Annotated in this window: 19 protein-coding genes; 11 read left to right on the top strand and 8 right to left on the bottom strand. The window is 64.9% G+C overall.

Annotated features, from left to right (window positions below; translation table 11 throughout):
- Positions 1–2 precede the first annotated feature (2 nt).
- The 5 genes from GWC77_RS08970 (at position 3) to GWC77_RS08950 (ending at position 6,856) form a co-directional block, all read left to right on the top strand.
- A complete protein-coding gene (locus tag GWC77_RS08970) occupies positions 3–587 on the top strand; it encodes a TIGR00730 family Rossman fold protein (RefSeq protein WP_173256611.1) in 585 nt (194 codons plus the stop codon).
- Between the two features lie 102 nt (positions 588–689).
- Positions 690–1,889: a macrolide transporter subunit MacA gene (gene macA, locus GWC77_RS08965; RefSeq protein ID WP_173256556.1), complete on the top strand. Its 1,200-nt coding sequence runs from the start codon at positions 690–692 to the stop codon at positions 1,887–1,889.
- A 2-nt stretch (positions 1,890–1,891) separates the two neighbouring features.
- A complete protein-coding gene (locus GWC77_RS08960; RefSeq protein WP_173256555.1) occupies positions 1,892–3,904 on the top strand; it encodes a MacB family efflux pump subunit in 2,013 nt (670 codons plus the stop codon).
- 58 nt (positions 3,905–3,962) lie between these two features.
- A complete protein-coding gene (locus GWC77_RS08955) occupies positions 3,963–5,927 on the top strand; it encodes an AI-2E family transporter (protein ID WP_173256554.1) in 1,965 nt (654 codons plus the stop codon).
- Positions 5,924–6,856, top strand: coding sequence for a YihY/virulence factor BrkB family protein (locus GWC77_RS08950; protein ID WP_173256553.1), 933 nt, complete (start codon positions 5,924–5,926; stop codon positions 6,854–6,856). Before GWC77_RS08955 ends, GWC77_RS08950 begins: the two co-directional genes overlap by 4 nt.
- Positions 6,857–6,896: 40 nt before the next feature.
- Here GWC77_RS08950 and GWC77_RS08945 read toward each other — a convergent pair whose 3' ends face one another.
- Positions 6,897–7,529: a DUF924 family protein gene (locus GWC77_RS08945; RefSeq protein ID WP_173256552.1), complete on the bottom strand. Its 633-nt coding sequence runs from the start codon at positions 7,527–7,529 to the stop codon at positions 6,897–6,899.
- Positions 7,526–8,260 (bottom strand): alanyl-tRNA editing protein, encoded by a 735-nt coding sequence (locus GWC77_RS08940; protein WP_173256551.1) that lies wholly within the window; start codon positions 8,258–8,260, stop codon positions 7,526–7,528. Before GWC77_RS08940 ends, GWC77_RS08945 begins: the two co-directional genes overlap by 4 nt.
- 246 nt (positions 8,261–8,506) lie before the next feature.
- On the opposite strand from GWC77_RS08940, the gene GWC77_RS08935 reads away from it, so the two are divergent.
- Positions 8,507–9,823: a hypothetical protein gene (locus GWC77_RS08935; protein WP_173256550.1), complete on the top strand. Its 1,317-nt coding sequence runs from the start codon at positions 8,507–8,509 to the stop codon at positions 9,821–9,823.
- 37 nt (positions 9,824–9,860) lie between these two features.
- On the opposite strand, the gene GWC77_RS08930 is transcribed toward GWC77_RS08935, so the two are convergent.
- The 6 genes from GWC77_RS08930 to GWC77_RS08905 all read right to left on the bottom strand — a co-directional run bounded on the left by GWC77_RS08930 (position 9,861) and on the right by GWC77_RS08905 (position 16,067).
- Positions 9,861–10,274: a group II truncated hemoglobin gene (locus GWC77_RS08930; protein WP_173256549.1), complete on the bottom strand. Its 414-nt coding sequence runs from the start codon at positions 10,272–10,274 to the stop codon at positions 9,861–9,863.
- 57 nt (positions 10,275–10,331) lie between these two features.
- Positions 10,332–12,857, bottom strand: coding sequence for an ABC transporter permease (locus tag GWC77_RS08925; protein ID WP_173256548.1), 2,526 nt, complete (start codon positions 12,855–12,857; stop codon positions 10,332–10,334).
- A gap of 89 nt (positions 12,858–12,946) precedes the next feature.
- The gene (locus GWC77_RS08920; protein WP_173256547.1) at positions 12,947–13,564 is read right to left on the bottom strand and encodes a DUF4126 domain-containing protein; all 618 of its coding nucleotides are present in this window, start codon (positions 13,562–13,564) and stop codon (positions 12,947–12,949) included.
- Positions 13,565–13,750: 186 nt separating this feature from the next.
- A complete protein-coding gene (locus GWC77_RS08915; RefSeq protein ID WP_173256546.1) occupies positions 13,751–14,725 on the bottom strand; it encodes a quinone oxidoreductase in 975 nt (324 codons plus the stop codon).
- A gap of 73 nt (positions 14,726–14,798) precedes the next feature.
- A complete protein-coding gene (locus GWC77_RS08910; RefSeq protein WP_173256545.1) occupies positions 14,799–15,188 on the bottom strand; it encodes a methylglyoxal synthase in 390 nt (129 codons plus the stop codon).
- 99 nt (positions 15,189–15,287) lie between these two features.
- Complete coding sequence (locus GWC77_RS08905; RefSeq protein ID WP_173256544.1) at positions 15,288–16,067, bottom strand: SDR family oxidoreductase; 780 nt, start codon at positions 16,065–16,067, stop codon at positions 15,288–15,290.
- Positions 16,068–16,218: 151 nt separating this feature from the next.
- On the opposite strand from GWC77_RS08905, the gene upp reads away from it, so the two are divergent.
- The 5 genes from upp (at position 16,219) to GWC77_RS08880 (ending at position 20,951) form a co-directional block, all read left to right on the top strand.
- Complete coding sequence (gene upp / locus GWC77_RS08900) at positions 16,219–16,869, top strand: uracil phosphoribosyltransferase (RefSeq protein ID WP_173256543.1); 651 nt, start codon at positions 16,219–16,221, stop codon at positions 16,867–16,869.
- 265 nt (positions 16,870–17,134) lie between these two features.
- Complete coding sequence (locus tag GWC77_RS08895) at positions 17,135–17,863, top strand: YebC/PmpR family DNA-binding transcriptional regulator (RefSeq protein WP_173256542.1); 729 nt, start codon at positions 17,135–17,137, stop codon at positions 17,861–17,863.
- Between the two features lie 123 nt (positions 17,864–17,986).
- Positions 17,987–19,261, top strand: coding sequence for a phosphoribosylamine--glycine ligase (purD, locus tag GWC77_RS08890; RefSeq protein ID WP_173256541.1), 1,275 nt, complete (start codon positions 17,987–17,989; stop codon positions 19,259–19,261).
- Positions 19,262–19,263: 2 nt separating this feature from the next.
- Complete coding sequence (hemF, locus tag GWC77_RS08885; RefSeq protein WP_173256540.1) at positions 19,264–20,214, top strand: oxygen-dependent coproporphyrinogen oxidase; 951 nt, start codon at positions 19,264–19,266, stop codon at positions 20,212–20,214.
- Complete coding sequence (locus tag GWC77_RS08880; protein ID WP_173256539.1) at positions 20,178–20,951, top strand: nicotinate-nucleotide adenylyltransferase; 774 nt, start codon at positions 20,178–20,180, stop codon at positions 20,949–20,951. Before hemF ends, GWC77_RS08880 begins: the two co-directional genes overlap by 37 nt.
- The last annotated feature ends 1 nt before the right edge of the window (position 20,952 follow it).

Here is a 20,952-nt window from a genome sequence, read left to right as displayed (position 1 = left end):
GTTTGAAGTCGATTTGCGTTTATTGCGGCTCGTCGCTGGGGACGCGGCCAGTCTATGTCGAGGCCGCGCAGGCGTTCGGCCGCGCACTCGTCGAGGCGGGCTGCTCGCTCGTGTTCGGCGGTGGACGCGTTGGGCTCATGGGCACGATTGCCGATGCGGTGCTCGAGGCCGGCGGGCGCGCGGTGGGCGTCATTCCGCAGCTGCTGCTCGAAAAGGAAGTCGGGCATACGGGCTTGAGCGAGCTGCATGTCGTCGCCGACATGCATGAGCGCAAGAAGATGATGGCGGACTTGTCGGACGCGTTCGTCGCGCTCCCCGGCGGGGCCGGTACGCTCGAAGAGCTGTTCGAGGTCTTCACGTGGGCCCAGCTCGGCTATCACGCGAAAGGAATCGGCCTGCTCGATATCGACGGATACTATCGGCCGCTCGTCGCCATGCTCGAGCACACGGTGAACGAAGGGTTCATGCAGCGCGAGTATCTCGATATTTTGCAGATCGATGCGCAACCCGATGCGCTCATCTCGAAACTGCAGCGTTATCACCCGCCTCGTCGGGACAAGTGGGCTTCGGAGCGAGAAGCCGTGTAAGTACACGGCACGCCGTGCCCATAAAATCGGCCCATGCTCCGGTGGGCCCGCTTTCCGATCTACAATCCGCGCCTTTCAATTTCATTAGGTTGAATTGCGCAGATGCACGCCGCAAAGAACCGATCCCCGCGCCGTTGGCGCTATCTTGCCGTCGGCCTTGTCGTCGCCGTCCTCGCTGCATTCGCATGGCGCTCCCTGACGCCGGGCAAAAAGCCGCAATACCTGAGCGCGAAAGCCGAACGCGGCGACATCGAGCATGCGGTTCTGGCCACGGGCGTGCTGCACGCATTCAAGCAGGTCGACGTCGGCGCGCAGGTGTCGGGCCAGCTCAAATCGCTGAAGGTCAAGCTCGGCGATCAGGTCAAGAAGGGTCAATGGCTCGCTGAGATCGACCCGATACTGTCGCAAAACGCATTGCGCCAGGCGCGAACCAACGAGCAACATCTCGCCGCGCAAAGACGCTCGAGCGCCGCGCAGCTCGAGCAAGCCGAACTCGCTTTTCACCGCCAGCAGCGACTGTTGGTCACTGATTCGACTTCCCGGCAGGAGCATGACGCTGCCAAGGCGGCGCGTGATGTACAGCGCGCGAATCTCGCATCGCTCGACGCGCAGATTCGTGCAGCCCGCATCGAGACGGAGACCGCACGAGCGAATCTGAGTTATACGCGCATCGTTGCGCCGATCGACGGCGAAGTCGTCGCAATCGTCACGCAGGAAGGACAGACCGTGATCGCGCAGCAGCAAGCGCCCGTCATCCTGAAACTAGCCGATCTCGACACGATGACCGTGAAGGCACAGGTCTCCGAAGCGGACGTCATCCTCGTGCACCCGGATCAGACTGCGTATTTCACGATCCTCGGCGAACCGGACAAGCGCTACTACGGCAAGCTTCGCGCGATCGAGCCGGCGCCGCAGAACTTCCTCGATACGTCAAGCGCGTCGGGCGGCATGGGCGGCTCGTCAAAACCGAACACGGCCGTGTTCTACAACGCGTTGTTCGAGGTACCGAACCCCGAGCATCGGCTGCGCATCTCGATGACGGCTCAAGTCGGCGTGCTGCTGGGTGCCGCGCAGCAGGCATTGAGCGTCCCCGCCGCCGCGCTCGGGGAAAAGGCACCGGACGGGCGGTACGCAGTGCGTGTGCTGGGCGCCAACGATGACGTCGTCACGCGCCAGGTCAGCATCGGGCTCAATAACAACGTCAAGGCCGAGGTGCGCGACGGCCTGACGGTCGGCGAACGCGTCGTGATCGGAGACGCGGCACAGGCGGCGGAGCATGCCGCCGCGGGCGCAGCGCTCTGACGATGAGCACACCGCTGCTGCAACTGATCGATGTCGCTCGACGTTTCCCGACTGGCGAGCGCGATGTAGTCGTCTTGAAGAACATCAATCTGTCGATCGACACGGGCGAAATCGTTGCGATCGTCGGTGCGTCGGGCTCCGGCAAGTCGACGCTCATGAACATCCTCGGCGGCCTCGACCAACCGAGCGCAGGCATCTATCGGGTCGCCGGGGTCGACACGCGCGAGCTCGACGCGGACGCGCTCGCGCGGTTGCGGCGCGAGCGCTTCGGCTTCATCTTCCAGCGCTACCACTTGCTGCCGCACCTGAGCGCGGCGGCCAATGTCGAAATGCCGGCCGTCTATGCGGGCAGCCCGCCGGCGGCGCGGCGCGCGCGAGCCGAGTATTTGCTCGCGCGGCTCGGACTGGCGCAACGGACAGGACACCGGCCGGGTCAGCTATCCGGGGGACAGCAACAACGTGTCAGCATCGCACGCGCATTGATGAATGGCGGAGAAATCATCCTCGCCGACGAGCCCACCGGCGCCCTCGATTCGGCGAGCGGTCAGGATGTCATTCGGATCCTGAGCGAGCTGAACGCGCTCGGTCATACGGTCGTCATCGTCACCCATGACGAGCACGTCGCCGCCCACGCGCATCGGATCATCGAGATGCGCGACGGCGAGATCGTTGCCGACCGAGCTAACACACCTGTTTTGGACGATGTGCGGCAAGCTGTGGCCGACGTCGATGCGCCGGCCGCATGCACGGTTCAATCCAGCGCCGCGAGTGGGGTGAGCGCGCCGCCGCGGCAGCGTGCGAGCCGGTGCTCGGCGCGCATCGGCCGCTTCGCCGAAGCGTTCAAGATGGCATGGCTCGCGCTTGTCTCGCGTCGGCTGCGTACGATCCTCACGATGCTTGGCATCATCATCGGTATCACCTCGGTGGTGTCGATCGTCGCCATCGGCGAGGGTGCGAAGCGTTACATGCTCGACGAGATCGCCAGCATCGGCACCAATACGATCAGCATCTACCCCGGGCGAGATTGGGGTGACAGCCAGGCAAGCATGATCGAAACGCTTGTGCCGCGCGACTTGAGCGCGCTGGCCGAGCAGGCTTACATCGACAGCGTCACCCCCGAAACGTCGCGCAGCCTGCTGCTTCGCTACCGAAACATCGATGTGCACGCGCTCGTCAGCGGTGTGAGCGAAGATTACTTCCGGGTACGCGGAATGACTTTTACGCGCGGGGTCGGTTTTCGCGCCGAGGACATTCGTCGACAGGCGCCCGTTGCCGTGATCGATCAAAACACGCGGCGCAAGCTGTTCGGCGAACACGGCACTGCGCTCGGCGAAGTGATCCTCGTCGATAATCTGCCATGCGTCGTCATTGGCGTGACCGCGCCGCCCAAGAGCACGTTCGGCGATGTCAAAAGCCTGAACGTATGGCTGCCCTATACCACCGCGAGTGGCCGGCTCTTCGGCCAGCGTCATTTCGACAGCATCACCGTGAAAGTGCGTGACGACCAACCGGCCGCGGTGGCCGAGAGCAGTCTGGCGAAGCTGCTCACTCAGCGTCACGGCCGCAAGGATTTCTTCACCTACAACGTGGACGATGTGGTGAAGACCCTCGAGAGGACCGGCCGTGCTTTGACGCTGCTGCTCTCGCTGATCGCAGTCATCTCTCTTGTCGTCGGCGGGATCGGTGTGATGAATATCATGCTCGTTTCGGTGACCGAGCGCACGCGCGAGATCGGTATACGAATGGCCGTCGGCGCTCGGCAGAGCGACATCATGCAGCAGTTTCTCGTCGAGGCCGTGACGGTGTGCCTGATGGGCGGCGCGATCGGGATTGCGCTGTCGTTCGGCATCGGTTCGATTTTCTCGCTGATAGTCGACGAATGGAAAATGGTCTTCGCGCCGGCGGCGATCGTTATCGCATTCCTGTGTTCTACGTTGACCGGTGTGGTGTTCGGCTTCATGCCCGCGCGCAATGCGGCACGACTCGATCCGATCGACGCGCTCGCGCGCGATTGACGCGGAGCCGCAATGAAGGACCGCGCGCCTGGCATCGCATTTGCTTTGCGTATGGATCATGACTGGTCCCATGCCGCCGCGGCGCAGCAGCGACCGTGGCTCGCCGCCCGAGGTGCCGGGCCTTAGAGCACTGACTTCGCTGATAGCCGGCGTCGTGGTGATCGGCGCGCTTTACGTCGGGCGCGACGTGCTCATGCCGATTACGCTGGCGGTGTTACTGAGCTTCGTTTTGGCGCCGTTTGCCACGGCATTGCGGCGTGTCGGTTTCGGCCATGCGCCGTCGGTCATCGCCGCGGTGCTCGTTGCGTTGTTGGTGCTGGCCGCGACGAGCGTCCTCATCGGCGCGCAAATCGCTCAGCTGGCCGGGGATCTCCCGCAGTACGAGGTAGCAGTGGAGCGCAAGGCGAAATTGCTGCACGAAGAGACGATCGGCCGCGCGGATGCGCTTCTGAAACGGGCGAGCGGCGCGTTCCGGCATATTGCGCCCCCTCCTGAACCGCCGAGCAACGACGACCGCTCGGCCAGCCGCTCGGGCCGCCCGCCGATGTCCGTCGAGGTGATCGAACCCCGGCCTTCGTCACTGAAACTCGTCCAGCGCTTCGTCGCACCGGTGGTAAGTCCGCTCGAGACGGCCGGCATCGTCGCCGTCATCGCGATTTTCATCCTGCTGCAACGCGAGGATTTGCGCGACAGGCTCATTCGTCTTTTCGGCGTGCGCGACTTGCATCGCACCACGACCGCGATGAACGAGGCCGCTCTGCGCTTGAGCCGCTACTTTCTTGCTCAAGTGGCCATCAATGCGAGCGTCGGCACGCTGATTTGCATCGGGCTCGCGATTATCGGAGTACCGGGGGCATTGTTATTCGGCGTTCTGACAGCCTTGCTGCGGTTCGTCCCTTACATTGGCGCGTGGCTGGCGGCGCTCCTCGCGGTCATCCTCGCCGCGGCCATTGGGCCCGGCTGGTGGATGACGGTCTGGACGGCGATTCTGTTCGCGGTGATCGAGCTCACCGCGAGCCAATTCGTCGAGCCGCTGTTATACGGAAACAGCACGGGCTTGTCGCCGTTCGGTGTGATCATCGCGGCCATTTTCTGGAGCTGGATATGGGGACCGGTCGGGCTCGTGCTGTCTACACCGCTTACGCTCTGTCTCGTGACGCTCGGGCGCCACATTGAACGCGTCGCCTTCCTCGACGTGCTGTTCGGCGATCATCCGGTGCTGACACCGGGCGAAAACCTCTATCAGCGTTTGCTGGCCGACGACGCACCCGATGCACTCGCTCAAGCCGCGACGATGCTCGAAAAATCCTCTCCCGAGGCCTGGTACGACACGGTCATGCTGGAATGCCTGAGGCTCGCTTGCGGCGACGTCGCACGTGGCGTGATCACGCCCGGCCAACTCACGGCGGTGCGCCTCGCGGCACTGGGCGTCGTCCGGGGGCTCGCATCGATCGATTCCCCAGGCCTGAGCGTCGAGCCCCGCAGGCCCGGGCGCACGAGGGGCGGCATGCGCCGTGGGCCGTCTCACGACGGCCAGCACGAAGCACTCGATGAGCCGGCCACCGTGCTCTGTGTCAAGGGGCGCGGTGAGTTCGACGGCGTTGCCGCAACGATCCTGGTGCAACTGCTGCGTCGGCGCGGCATCGAGGCGACTGCCCTTTCGGCCGAACGGTTCTTGCGCAGACGCGTCGACGAGGCCCGGATCGGTCACGACACCGTCATCTGTCTCGTGACGCTTGATTGGCGCGAATCGCCCCCCTATCTGCGCAACCTCGTCCGGGGGCTTCGGGCGCGCTCGCCGCACCTCATCATGGGCATTGCGTTTGCCGGGGATGCCGACGCCGCGCAGCGCCAAAGTGCGCCGGATCAACCGGCCGCGGCCAGCCCCGTGAAGGAGACGACGATCGGTTCTTTCACTGAACTAACCGACGCTTGTATCGAGGCGTTGCACGCGCGCTCGCAGCCGGACGGCAATAGCGACGCGCAAGCCAAAGGAAATCAGCTGGCTGCCGGAGCGCTATGAACGCGCCAATGCATTCGCAACGGATTGAAAAGGAGGCGCGAAGGCGGGCATTGCGCTTCGTAGCCCGTCACCCTTTTCAGTTCACGGTCCAAGTTCTCAAAGCATTTCGAAAGAATCAAGGCCTTCTTCTCGCAGGCGCGGTTGCGTACTACTCTCTGCTTTCGATCGTACCGCTGCTGATTCTGGTGGCCATCGCATTCAGTCATGCGGTCGGCCAGGCACTGCTGCTCGATACGCTCGAAAGGCTGCTGAGATGGCTGGTGCCCGGACAGTCGAAAGCGATCGTCGGCGAACTCGCCAATTTTCTCGCGCATCGCTCGGTGGTGGGCTGGTTCCTCGTCGTAACGATGATTTTCTTCAGCTCGCTTGCGTTCACCGTGCTCGAAAACGCACTGTCGATCATCTTCGTGCATCGCGTTGTCATCCGGCGGCGCCACTTCTTGATATCGGCGATCGTCCCGTATTGCTTCAGTCTCTCGCTCGGCATCGGCGTGCTGCTCATCACGTTTGTCACGAGCAGCCTGCAAGCAGTCGCGTCGGACAGGGTGGTACTGCTCGGCCACGCGGTCTCGCTGACGGGAACGACGCGAGTCCTCCTTTACCTGTGTGGCGTTGCGGGTGAGATATTCGTTCTGACCGCGATCTATATCATCATTCCGGCGGGACGCACCACGTTTCGCCATGCCGTCATGGGCGCCGTCGCAGCCGCGGCGCTGTGGGAGATCACGCGTCGCGTACTGGTCTGGTATTTTGCGACGTTGTCACAGGTGAGCGTGGTGTACGGATCGATGACGACCGCGATCGTCGTGCTCGTCAGTCTCGAAGCACTGGGCACGCTGCTGCTGTTCGGTGCCCAATTGATCGCCGAATACGAGCGGCTCACCGCCGGTTATGGGTTGAAAGAGCCCGAAGCGTTGGCAACGCGTTAGCACGGGCTCGGCACGGGACCGATCACGCCACGCTGGCCGGCTATCGAAACGACGACCCGGGCTCGAGCAAAAACGCGCGTTCTTCATCGCTCGATTCACGACCGAGCAACGCATTGCGGTGCGGAAAACGTCCGAAGCGCTCGATGATGACCGCGTGCTGGCGAGCGTACCCAAGATAGCCAGCGGCATCTTTGCTCTCGTCTGCCAGCTCGCCGAACAGACGCACCGACGTCTCCTGGCTTTCGCGCGATTCGTCGTGCTCGAAGGGCAAGTAGGCAAACGCGCGGTGGTGCGGCGTCGGCAGCGTGCGATCAGCACGCGTTGCCACCATGCGGCGGGCGGCCTCGACCGCCTGTGCATCGGCCGCAAAAGCTTCGGCGCTGCCGCGGTGTATGTTCCGGGAAAACTGATCGAGCACGACGATGAGGGCGAGCGTGCCAAGCGGCGTATGCTGCCAACCCTCGTATTCGCCCCGTCGCGCCAATGTCAACGTTGCGCCGAAACGTTCGCGTAGTTGCGCATCGAACGCGTCGTCGCCCGAGAACCAGCAATCCCATGCCTGGCCGAAACGAGGCGATTGCGGCTCGCCGAACCAGAAGTCGAGCACCGCTCGCGCTGTGGGATCGAGCACGTCGTAATCGGTTCCTGCTTCCTGCATCCCGGGTTCCGTCATGACACAAACTCCAATACAAGGCGCCGCGTGCGCGCGCTCTTTTTCTCGAGCTTCGCCACGCGCAGCGCGCCGATCTCCACCGTGTTGCGCACATGCGTGCCGCCGCACGGCTGCAAGTCCACGTCTTCAATCCTCAAAAGCCGCACGCGGCCCAGCCCCATCGGCGGCTTCACGCTCATCGTGCGCACCAGTTCGGGCCGCGCGGCCATCTCGTCGTCCGTAATCCATTCTGTGGCCACCGGGTGCTCATCCTTCACAAACGATGCAAGCCGCGCCTCGATGAATTCGCGTTCGATCGGCTCCGTCGTCGCGAAATCGAGCCGCGCGTAGTCGACCGTAATGCTGCAGCCATCGACAGGGTAAGGCAGCACCGCGCACATCAAATGGCTCGCCGTATGCAGCTTCATATGCCGATAACGCCGCGCCCAGTCGATCTCCGCCACGACCGGTTCGCCCGCCCCCAACCGCGCGAGCAACGCCTCTTGCCCCGGCGCGGGCACGTGCAACGCATCGTCGGGCGTCGCGCCCTCGAACTTCGCCTTGCGTGTGTCGGCAATGGCAATGCGCGTGCCGTCGGCAAGCACGAGTGCGCCCGTATCGCCCGCCTGACCGCCACCCAGCGGATAGAACACTGTGCGATCGAGCAGGATGCCCTCAACGCCCAGCGCGGCGATCGTCGCCTCGCAGCGTGTCAGATATGCATCTTCGCGAAATAACGCTTGAGTCGCCATCTTCAGTCCTCGAAAGTCTCGTTGCGGTGGAGCGGGCAGCCGCCCTCGCTCAGGAAATCGATTATCGCGAGGCCCCGCCGGGCCCGAACAGGCAGCATTCGGGTTCCCTCCGCCAAGCACTGTACCGGTCGTTGGGCCGGGCCGGTTCAGAGGCCCTTCGTTCCGGTGGTCGATTATTCGGTCGGCCGCGCCGGCTGGCCGCCCGACTCATTACGCTTGCCTGTTTCGTCCATGATGGTAAAGCGAATGGGTGTCCCACCTGTCGGTTCCACTCCAGAGCAACCCTCGTCGGCGGGTCCGGCCACGCCGGCCGATGCCTCCGATGCCTCCAACGCGCCCACCGGCGATCCGCGCGCGAACTTCGCATTCGATTTGCCCGCGCGCCGCTCACGCGAAGGAACGACCGAACCCGCATCGACAGATGCGACATCTCGGCGGAAACCACACGATGAGGCGCTGCAAGAATTCCTCGATGCGCTTTCCCGCGGCCCGCTCGTGTCTTCGATACCCAATCGTCCAGTGGGGCAAATCGGATCGCTCGATACGATCGCCGCCGACAGCGGCGTGGCGGTGGGCGCACTGGAAGACCAGATTCGTCGCGATATGAGCGCCTTTTGCGAACGCGCCGTCGCCACCCGCCACGTCGATAGGCTCAAGCATCAGGCCTTGATCGACAAGTTTTACAACTTGTACGTGCTCAGCGGCAGCGCCGAGTCACCGGGCTGGCTCAGCGCTATGCGGGATTTCGATTCGTTCATCGCGCACTATTGCCCGCAGGCAGACCCGCTGGCCAAGCGAGCGTTGATCGACTGCGTCGAGTCTTTCGTTCGGATCTCCCTTTTGCCTTTGCGGCTATATCGGCCGGACTTCGTAATCAATGGTGGCGATGCCGCCCTGCCCGCCTACGACGATCCCGGAAACTGGATACGGCTGAACACCGCATGGGTCAACATGCAGGTGATCGACGAGGCCCGGCAACTCGTAAGCGACGGTTCTTCCGCCTATCAAAACTTGCTGACACACGACACCGGCTCCGCTGTGCTCTCGCAAATCGGCGAAAACAACGCCATTTGGTCGGCTCAGCGAGCGTTACAGCATGGGGGAAAACTGGTCACCGGCGAATACGCGTATTCGGCCTACCAGCAGGCTCATACTTCGCTCGACGGCAGGCAGGGACACAACAACGTTTATACGTCGCGGGATAACTTGAGCTCAAAAAAATACACGATCCAGCGTTGGTTCAATGAATCGCCGGTCACGTTCGGAATCAACGAGGAAAAACAGCGTGAATACGATCGCGCGCATCGGGGGACGGCGCCGTATATCGAAGTCGGCACGGAGGTCGCCGTGGGTCCCGTCGTCCCGCTCGAGAACATCGCGGCAATCGCCGCACCGAAAGCGAATGAGGCGATGTTTCGCGCCTGGATCGAAGCGCATTGCCCGAGCGCACGATTCGTCTCGTATGAGGCCGTCGACTTGCTCGACTATGCCGACAAGCGCGTTCGCATGCCGCCCGCTCAACACTACCCACGCGGCGGATTCGACCGGGACTTCCTGGCCTAGTCGGCGCAGCCGACCACTCGCGCGCTAAAGCAATGACTCAACCGGGCCGGTTGCGCATCCAATCGGCCGTATCGAAAAACGCAGTCAGCAGTCGCTCGCGCAACGCTTCGGGCAAGCCAGCATCCTCCATCGCCCAGGCCATGCAGCGCAGCCACTGATCGCGCTCGCTGGAGGCTATCGCGAACGGCAGATGACGCGCACGCAAGCGCGGATGACCGAAGCGTTCGATGTAGTGGTCCGGTCCGCCGAGCCAGCCGCAGAGAAACCAGAAGAGCTTGTCGCGTGAGCCGTCGAGCGAAGGAGGATGGAGCGCCCGTATGCCCGCAAACTCGGGTTCGAGATCCATCAGGTCGTAGAAGCGGTCCACGAGCTCGCGCACACGCGCCTCACCGCCCACGAGTTCGAATGCCGTCGGTTGGGCGGACTGCGAGTCGTCGATATTGTCAGTCATACGTAAAGCCGGAAAAACAAAGAGAAATTGCAGTGCGACGGATACAAGAGTCAACGTTCAAGCGTCGCGCAACGTCTGCCCCGCCGGGCGAGTCAATACGCGCCGCAGACTGAGCCACCCGCCCACACCGGCGCACGCGATGCCAACGACGATGCCGGCTGGCAACACCCACGGATCGAAGTCCAGATAGAAATCGAAGACGCGCGTGGCCAGCACGGAACCGAGCACCTGCGCTCCGATGGCCGCCATCGCCCCGGCGAGGGCGCCGACGACGACAAATTCCGCCGCCTGCACCGCGCGCACCTGCGCATGCGAAGCGCCCAGCGCGCGCAACAGCGCCGATTCTCGCATGCGCTCGTCACGCGTGCCGGCGAGCGCCGCGTAGAGAACCAGCAGACCTGCCGCCAACGTAAAGAGAAACAGAAACTGCACGGCGCCGATCACCTGCTCCAGCACGTGCTGGATCTGTGCGAGGATCGGGCCGATATCGATGGCCGTCAGATTCGGATAGCGGGCGATGAGACCATCGAGTATCGCGCGTCGCTCGGCAGCCAAGTGAAAGCTCGTGATATAGATCGCCGGAAATGTATCGAGTGCGGCGGGCGGCATCAGCACGAAGAAGTTCACCTTGAACGATCCCCAGTCGAGCTTGCGCACACTCGTGATCGGCCCCTCCACGGATTGGCCTGCGATATCGAAGCGCAGGACGTCGCCGAGTTTCACGCCGATCAGCTTCGCGAGGCCCTCCTCGATCGAAATCTCGGGGCGCTCGGTTGCACCGAACCAGCGGCCCTGCACGATCCGGTTGTCATCGGGCGGCGTGGCGCGGTACGACAGATTGAACTCGCGGTCGACTAGACGCCGCGCATCGTCGTTCCGATACGCGCCGGGGTCGACTGGCTTGCCGTCGATCGTCGTCAGCCGCGCACGCACCATCGGCTCGAGCGCCGCCCCCGCGATGCCGTGGGCGCTCAGATAGCTCGCGACAGCCTGCCGTTGATCGGGCTGGATATCGATGAGGAACTCGTTCGGCGCATCGGGCGGCGTCGATTTGCGCCAGCCCGCCACCAGATCGTTGCGCGTCATGGCAATCAGCAGCAGGCACATGAGACCGAGCGCCAGCGCGGTGATCTGCAACGCGCTGGCCGCACCGCGCCGTTCGAGCGAGGCGAGCGCATAGCGCCAGCCGACACCGGCCGCGAGCCGCGCTCCGGCACGCTCGCTGCGCGCTGTGCGCGAGGCGGCCCACAGCGCCGCGCGCGCAACGCCCGCAAAGATCAGCAGCGTCGCGGCAAAGCCGCCGGCGACGATGCCGCCCAGCTTGAGCTCGCCCGCCGCGAGCACGAGCAGCCCGGCGAACAGCGCGATGCCCACGGCATAAGCCATCCATGCGGTACGAGCCTGACCGTCCCATTCGCGACGCAGCACGCGCACGGGCGGCACCCGCGTGAGTGGGATCAGCGGCGGCAGCGCGAAGCCGATCAGCAAAACGAGCGCCGCAGCCACGCCTTCGAGCGCCGGTGCGAGCCCCGGCTGCGGCAATTCGACGGCGATCAGTTGTCGAAGCGACGCGAGCAACGCGAAATGCCCTGCGTAACCGAGCGCCGCACCCGCGATGCCGCCGGCCAGACCGACGATCAGAAATTCGAGGGCCACCAGCGTGCGCAGCGCCGCGGCCCCAAGGCCCAGACAACGCATGACGGCGCAACTGTCGAGATGCCGACGCGTATAGCGGTGCGCAGCCATGGCGATGGCGACGGCCGCCAGCAATGCCGTCAGCAGCGATACGAGGCGCAGAAAATGACCGGCCCGATCGAGCGTCAGCCGCACCTGCGGCTGCCCTTCCTGCAGCGATTCGAGCGCCACGCCTCGCATTTTTCCGCCATCCACGCGGGCGTGCGCGAACCGGGTGAACTCGGCAACCGCCGCGTCGTCGCCGGCCACGAGCAGCCGATGAGTCACACGGCTGCCGTAACCCAGCAGGCCCGTCGAAGGCAGCGCATCGGCGCGCATCATGAGGCGCGGCGAAAAGTTGACGAATGCGAAGCCGCGATCGAGCTCGCGCGTGATGACCGCGGCGATCGTGAACGTGCGCAATCCGAGCATCACGCGATCGCCCACGTGCAACTGCAGCGCACCGAGCAGCTCGGCGTCCACCCAGACGGTACCCGGCGCCGGAATGCCTTGCGCCGCGCGATCGGGCGCTGTCGGCCCCGATGCGATGCGCAGCGCACCGCGCAGCGGATAACCGGGCGAGACGGCTTTGACCGCCGCGAGCCGCGCATTGGCCGTAGCGCCCTCGCTTTGCCCAGCCGCGCCGTTCGCCCCCGCGACCATGCTCGGGAAAATGATCGTCGTGGCGGTGCGCAGGCCGAGCGAGTGCGCTCGATCGACGAATGCGGCATCGATGGGATGGTCGGCGCGCACGACGAAATCGGCGGCGATCATGCGCCGGGCATCGCGCTCGAGGCCCTGCTGGAGACGATCGGCGAGAAAACCGACGCTCGCAAACGCCGCCACGGCGAGCACGAGCGAGAGCGACAGCATCGTCAGCTCGCCCGCGCGCCAGTCGCGCACGGTCATGCGCAGCGCCTGCCGGACCAGGAGAACGAACCGAGCGCCACGACTAGCGCGTGGATCGGGACGGGCAGAGCGCGCACCGCTCACATCGTTCAATCGCGCTTGCCCCCGAACGAACCGAGCCGCGAGCTCATGTGCGATGCCATGCCGCGAAATCCGCCCTGCACGCCGCGCCACAGCCGCGGCAACGCCCAGCCGGCAAAGAGGAGGAACCCGACCATCGACGCGAGTAGAACCACGGGTGCAAAAAACGCCAGCGCCAGGCCGATGCAGACGAGCACGTCTTCCGTGGACGAAGCGATCCAGTTCGAAAGCGGCTCGGGCGACAGATTGATGAGCGCGCGGGTGCCCGCTTTCGTGAGGTGGGCCGAGCCGGCGAGCGTGCCGCCCGCCAGCGCGGCAACGGTCATGAGGGCCGGATCCGCATGGCCCAGCGCGCCGGCGGCGAGCAGTGCGCCGGCCGGAATGCGGATAAACGTATGAACGGCGTCCCAGAGCGAGTCAAACGCGGGAATGCGGTCGGCGAAGAACTCGACGGCGGCGAGAAAAGCCGCGGCGCCGATGACCCACGGCGAAGCCAGCGCCGCGAGCGAATCGGGCAAATGCACGATGTTCAGCCGGTCGAAGACACCGACGAGGAGCACCGTCAAATAGAGCCGCAGGCCGCTGGCCCAGGACAGGCCCGCGCCGAGCGAAAGCGCATTGAGCATCGCTCCTCCCTTTAGACTTGGAGCCAGCGAACGTCGCGCACTGCGTCCCCACGCTTCGCCCGGCTTTGTCTCATTATAGACATGGCGATGTCGCGCCCGCTCTCCCTAAAATCGACAGGTGCGGCGGCAAGACTGCGGCAGCGGCAGCGGGGCCGGATGACGCGGCCCACGCTGCGCTCGGTTCATTCAGGGGATGAGGATGGTCGAGCCCGTCGTCTTGCGCGCTTCGAGGTCGCGGTGCGCCGTGGCCACGTCCGCCAGCGCATAGCGCTGACGCACATTCGTCTTGACCTTGCCCGAAGCCAGAACGTCGAAGAGTTCGGCCGCCATCGTGTCGAGCCATTCGCGCTTGCCCATGTAGCTGAACAGGGTCGGGCGCGTGAAAAAGAGCGAACCGCGATTGGACAACTCCGACGCCTCGATCGGCGGCAGGGGCCCCGACGCGCTGCCGAAACTGACGAAATAGCCAAGCGGAGCCAGGCAGTCGAGCGAACCCTTGTAGGTGTCCTTGCCGATGGAGTCGTAGACGACCGGCACGCCTGCGCCGCCCGTCAGTTCCTTGACACGCTCGGCAAAGTTCTCGCGTGTATAAACGATCGGATGGTCGCAACCGTGTTCGCGCGCCAACTGGGCTTTCTCATCCGAACCCACCGTGCCGATCACCGTCGCGCCGAGCGCCTTTGCCCATTGGCAGACGAAGAGACCGACGCCGCCCGCCGCGGCATGGATCAGGATCGTGTCGCCGGCTTGCACGCGATAGGTCCGGCGCAGCAGGTATTGCGCTGTCAGCCCCTGCAGCATGGCGGAAGCCGCATCGTCGAACGAAATGGCGTCGGGCAGCTTGACCAGCGTGGCGATCGGCAAGACGCGCTCTTCGGCATAGGCGCCGGGCGGGCGCGCGACGTACGCCACGCGATCGCCCGTCTTGAACTGCGTGACGCCGGAGCCCGTCGCAGTCACCACGCCCGCCGCCTCCATGCCGAGACCTGCCGGCAGCGGCATCGGATATTGCCCCGTACGGAAGTAGACATCGATGTAATTGAGCCCTACGGCGTGATGCTTGACGCGGACCTCGCCCGGGCCCGGCTCGCCTGCGTCCACGTCGACCCACTGCATCACCTCGGGTCCGCCGGTTCGCTCGATTCGAATTGCCTTGACCATGATGTTCTCCTTTCGGTAAGTGCTGCTCGCTGTGACGCACGACGCGCGCAACCGCCCGGCGCGTGCGCCGCGCTTACGCGCGGTCGCCGAGATGCCGCGTCAGCGCGTCGAGAATCATGCGCGCCGTTGCAATGTTGGTCGCGCACGGAACGTTATGCACGTCGCAGGCGCGCACGAGCGCATTGATATCCGGCTCGTGCGGCTGTGGGGTTTGCGGGTCGCGTAGAAAGACAACGACGTCCACGCCCCCTTCCGCCAGCCGCGCGCCGATTTGCAGATCGCCGCCGTAAGGGCCGGAAAGCATGCGCTCGACGGTGAGCCCGTGCGCGTCGGCAATGCGCCCGCCCGTCGTGCCTGTCGCAACGAGGCGGCAACGGCGCAGCACGTCGACATATTCGCCGGCGAGGGCAACGATGTCGTCTTTCTTGTGATCGTGCGCAATCAATGCGACGCATGGACTCATGAGGCGGCTCCTTGCCGTCAAAGTGGACTACTGTTGCGGGAACTGCTCTGGAAAACCGACGACGCGAGACTGTTAGCGGCCAGCGGTTCGCCCAAGCGCTCAGAACGTGCCCGGGTACGCGCCGCCGTCGATGAGCCAGTTCTGGCCCGTGATGTAGCCGGCATGCACACTGCACAGAAAGGCGCAGGCCTTGCCAAACTCGGCCGGCTCGCCGAAGCGGCCCGCGGGAATGGTTTTCATGCGCTCGCGGCGCGCCTCGCCGACGCTGATGCCACGTGCGTCGGCCTGCGCCTTGAACGTGGTGGCAATGCGGTCGGTATCGAAGAGGCCCGGCAGCAAATTATTGATCGTCACATTGTGCACGGCCACCTTGCGCGCCACGCCGGCCACGAAGCCGGTGAGCCCCGAGCGCGCGCCATTGGACAGGCCGAGCACGTCGATCGGCGCCTTGACGGCCGAGCTCGTGATGTTGACGATGCGGCCGAACCCGCGTGCGATCATGCCGTCGATGCTCGCCTGGATCAACGCGATCGGCGTGAGCATGTTGGCTTCGAGCGCGCGGATCCAGTCGCCGTGCGTGAACTGACGGAAATCGCCGGGCGGAGGCCCGCCCGCGTTGTTGACGAGGATATCGGGCTGCGGACAGGCCGCGAGTGCCGCCGCGCGCCCCTCGGCCGTCGTGATGTCGCAGGCTACGGTGCGCACGCTCGCGCCCGTCTTGGCACGAATCTCGGCGGCGGTCGCCTCGAGCGTCTCGGCCGTGCGAGCGACGATCACCAACTCGACGCCCTCGGCGGCGAGCGCCTCGGCGCACCCGCGTCCCAACCCTTTGCTTGCCGCGCACACGAGTGCGGTCTTGCCTGCGAGCCCCAGATCCATGGCGATGTCCCAGTGTTTCGTTGAGTCGATGCGACGAATTGACGGGATTGTAGAAGAATCCCCGCAGCGACGCGCGAAGCGGATCTTTCGGTACACTGGCGGGCAATGTCATCGAGCCGCCGCACGCCCCCCGCACGCACCCACGCCCGCCATGAAACAAGATCCGCGTTTTCCGAACCTGTTCATCCTCGATCACCCGCTGATTCAGCACAAGCTCACGCACATGCGCGACAAGGACACGTCGACGCGCACGTTTCGCGAGTTGCTGCGCGAAATCACGCTGCTGATGGGCTATGAAATCACGCGCAATCTGCCGATCACGACCAAGCGCGTCGCCACGCCGCTCGTCGAGGTCGATGCGCCCGTCATCGCCGGCAGAAAGCTCGCCATCGTTCCCGTGCTGCGCGCGGGCATCGGCATGTCCGACGGCCTGCTCGAGCTGATTCCCTCGGCGCGCGTCGGACACATCGGCGTTTATCGCGACGAGGCGCACCGCCCCGTGGAGTATCTCGTCCGCCTGCCCGATCTCGAAGACCGCATCTTCATCCTCTGCGATCCGATGGTCGCCACCGGCTATTCGGCGGTGCACGCCATCGACGTACTGAAGCGCCGCAACGTCGCCGGCGAAAACATCCTCTTCCTCGCGCTCGTCGCCGCGCCGGAAGGCGTCGAGGTGTTCCAGCGCGCGCATCCGGATGTCAAACTCTTCGTCGCCTCGCTCGATTCCCACCTGAACGAGCACGCGTATATCGTGCCGGGTCTCGGCGACGCCGGCGACCGCCTGTTCGGCACGAAGAACTGAAAAGCGGCCGGGCGCGTTCGCGGCCTTGCCTGCGACCGCCGGCGCCGACGCGGCATGTTAAAATCGACGTCCGCTCTGAGAACGGTCTGCCCTATCCGCCGCGGCCCCGGGATCGCGGACGACGCGCGGCACCATCGAGCGAAGCGCAATCGCGGCACGCCGCCCGACACCTGAACCATCGGCAGGACTCGCACGGTTCACACGATTCGCAATCGACAAATCGCATCATGCGTGTGCCCGGTCGGCACGCGCCACGGAGAAACGTATGGCTGGTCATTCCAAATGGGCCAACATCAAGCATAAGAAGGCGGCCGCGGATGCCAAACGCGGCAAGGTCTGGACGCGTCTCATCAAGGAAATTCAAGTGGCGGCCCGCATGGGCGGGGGCGATATCGACTCGAACCCGCGTCTGCGCCTCGCCGTCGACAAGGCGACCGACGCCAATATGCCGAAGGACAACATCAACCGTGCGATCCAGCGCGGCGTGGGTGGTGTCGATGGCGCCAGCTACGAGGAAATTCGCTACGAGGGCTATGGTATCGGCGGCGCCGCGATCATCGTCGATACGATGACCGACAATCGCACACGTACGGTCGCCGAAGTGCGGCACGCGTTCTCGAAGTTCGGCGGCAACATGGGCACGGACGGTTCGGTGGCGTTTCTCTTCGATCATGTCGGCCAGTTTCTGTTCGCGCCCGGCACGCCCGAGGACAAACTGATGGAAGCGGCACTCGAGGCCGGCGCGAACGACGTCGTCACGAACGACGACGGCAGCATCGAAGTGCTGTGCGCGCCGAACGACTTCTCGAAGGTCAAGGCGGCGCTCGAAACGGCCGGTTTCAAGGCCGAACTCGCGGAAGTCACCATGAAGCCTCAGACGGAAGTCGAATTCACGGGCGAAGACGCAGTGAAGATGCAAAAACTGCTCGACGCGCTCGAGAACCTCGACGACGTGCAAGAGGTGTACACGAACGCGTCGATTGCCGAGGAATAACGCGCGCGCTCGAAGCATGCGGCGCAAGGCTGCGCCCATGCGTTCGGGCCAGCGCGCATCGAATGCCGATATTGCGGCCGGCGCCCTGCGCCGGCCGTCCCTTTTAGGTTCTCGGGGATTGATATGAAACTACTCGTCGTCGGTTCGGGCGGCCGCGAACATGCGCTGGCCTGGAAGCTTGCGCAATCGCCGCGCGTCCAGCTCGTCTATGTCGCGCCCGGCAATGGCGGCACGGCCCAGGACGAACGTCTGCGCAATGTGCCGATCACCGATCTCGATGCCCTCGCCGACTTCGCGCAGAAGGAGCAGATCGCGCTGACCGTCGTCGGTCCCGAGGCGCCGCTTGCCGCGGGCATCGTCAACCTCTTTCGCCGTCGTGGCCTCAAGGTCTTCGGGCCATCCAAGGAAGCCGCCCAGCTCGAGAGCTCGAAGGACTTCGCCAAAGCGTTCATGAAGCGCAATGGCATTCCGACGGCCGAATACGAAACGTTCTCCGACGCGGCAGCGGCCCACGCCTATCTCGACAAGCAAGGGGCGCCGATCGTCATCAAGGCCGACGGCCTCGCCGCGGGCAAGGGCGTCGTCGTCGCCACCACGCTCGACGAGGCACATGCGGCCGTCGACATGATGCTCGCCGACAACAAACTCGGCGATGCCGGCGCGCGTGTCGTCATCGAGGAGTTCTTGCAAGGCGAGGAAGCGAGCTTCATCGTCATGGTCGACGGCAAGCATGTCCTGCCGCTCGCGTCGAGCCAGGATCACAAACGTCTGGGCGATGGCGATGCCGGCCCCAATACCGGCGGCATGGGCGCCTATTCGCCTGCGCCGATCGTCACGCCGCAGCTGCACGCGCGCGTGATGCGCGAGATCATTCTGCCGACCGTGCGCGGGATGGAAAAGGAAGGCATCCGCTATACGGGCTTCCTCTATGCGGGTCTCATGATCGATTCCGAGGGCAACCCGAAGACGCTCGAATTCAACTGCCGTATGGGCGACCCCGAAACGCAACCGATCATGGCGCGTTTGAAGGGCGATTTTTCGAAAGTGCTCGAACAGGCCGTGGCCGGCACGCTCGACACGGTCGAGCTGACGTGGGACCGGCGTACGGCGCTCGGTGTCGTGCTCGCCGCGCACGGCTATCCGGATGCGCCGCGCAAGGGCGATACGATCGGCGATATTCCCGCGGAAACCGAAAACGCGGTAACGTTCCATGCCGGAACGACGCTCGCCGACGGCAAGCTCGTCACCTCGGGCGGGCGCGTACTATGCGTCGTCGGCCTGGCGGATTCCGTGCGCGGCGCGCAATCGGCCGCCTACGATGTGGTCAATCGTATTTCGTTCGACGGCATGCAGTATCGCCGCGATATCGGCTACCGCGCCCTGAACCGGAAATCGTGACCATGGACGCAACGAACTTCGATCCGGCGGCCGTTCGCCGCTACCTGCAGGGCTTGCAAACGAGCCTGGCGGACGCCATTGGCGCGCTCGACGGCGCGTCCTTTGTGGCGGACGCCTGGCAGCGCCCGGCTGGCGGATCGCTGCGCGGCGAAGGCGTCACGAAAATCCTCGAAGGGGGCGAACTGATCGAGCGCGGGGGCATCGGCTTTTCCGATGTAGCCGGCGATGCGCTGCCCCCCTCGGCGAGCGCGGCCCGGCCACAACTCGCCGGCCGCGGCTTCGAAGCGATGGGCGTATCGCTCGTCATGCACCCACGCAATCCGCACTGCCCCACCGCGCACATGAACGTGCGCCTGCTCGTGGCGACCAAGGCCGGCGAGGCGCCGGTGTTCTGGTTCGGCGGCGGCATGGACCTCACGCCCTATTACGGCTATGAGGAAGATGCGAAGCACTTTCACCGCGTTTGCCGCGACGCGCTCGCGCCGTTCGGCGACGATCTCTATCCCCGCTTCAAGCACTGGTGCGACGAGTACTTCTTCCTCAAGCATCGAAACGAAACGCGCGGCGTGGGCGGGATATTCTTCGACGACTTCGATGCGCTCGGCTTCGAGCGCTCGTTCGCGATGATGCGCAGCGTGGGCGACGCCTTCGTGAACGCGTATTTGCCGATCCTGCGCAAGCGCCGGGCGACACCCTACGGCGAGCGCGAGCGTGCATTCCAGAACTACCGGCGCGGCCGTTACGTCGAATTCAATCTCGTCTTCGACCGCGGCACCCATTTCGGCTTGCAAAGTGGCGGGCGGGCCGAATCGATTCTGCTGTCGATGCCTCCCGTCGCGAACTGGCGTTATGGCTGGCAGCCGGAGCCCGGCACGCCCGAGGCGAAGCTTTATACCGATTTCCTGCGGCCGCGCGCATGGCTCGACGAACCCAACGAAGGGACCGCACCCTGAATCCGCCCGTCGCCCACCCCTCAGTCGACGCCTCAACCGATGGCGCGCGCGAGCTGCCACGCCGTGTAGGATTGCTCGGCGGCACGTTCGATCCTATCCATAACGGCCATCTGGCATTGGCCCGGCGCTTTGCCGAGTTGCTGAAGCTGACCGAACTCGTCCTGCTGCCGGCGGGGCAGCCCTGGCAGAAGGCCGACGTCAGCGCCGCTGCGCACCGCCTCGCCATGACACGCGCCGCCGCGGCAACGCTCGTGCTGCCCGGTACCGCCGTGAGCGTGGCCACCGATGAAATCGAACAGGCCGGTCCCACCTACACGGTCGAAACGCTCGAGCGCTGGCGCCTGCGCGAGGGCGCCGACGTCTCGATCTCGCTTTTGATCGGCGCCGATCAATTATTGCGGCTCGATACCTGGCGCGACTGGCGGCGCTTGTTCGACTTCGCGCACATCGCGGCGGCTACGCGGCCCGGATTCGAGCTGACGAGCGCATCGCCCGCGCTGGCCCGCGAACTGGCCGCGCGCCAAGCCGATGCGACGGTGCTGCGTGCGCGGCCTGCCGGCCACCTGTTGATCGACGCGACACTCGCACTGGACGTATCGGCAACCGATATTCGCGCGCACATGCGGGAGCGGCTCGCCGCGCGGGGCAACGACGATGCCGTCCCACCCCGCGCGCCCGCCTCGGTTCCCGAGCCCGTCTGGCGCTACATTCTCCAACATCACCTGTACCATCGGTAAC

The sequence above is a fragment of the Paraburkholderia sp. NMBU_R16 genome, assembly GCF_013282575.1.
Classification (GTDB): domain Bacteria; phylum Pseudomonadota; class Gammaproteobacteria; order Burkholderiales; family Burkholderiaceae; genus Trinickia.
Note: the sequence above shows the minus strand (reverse complement) of the source record. Positions and strands in the feature narration are given on the sequence as shown.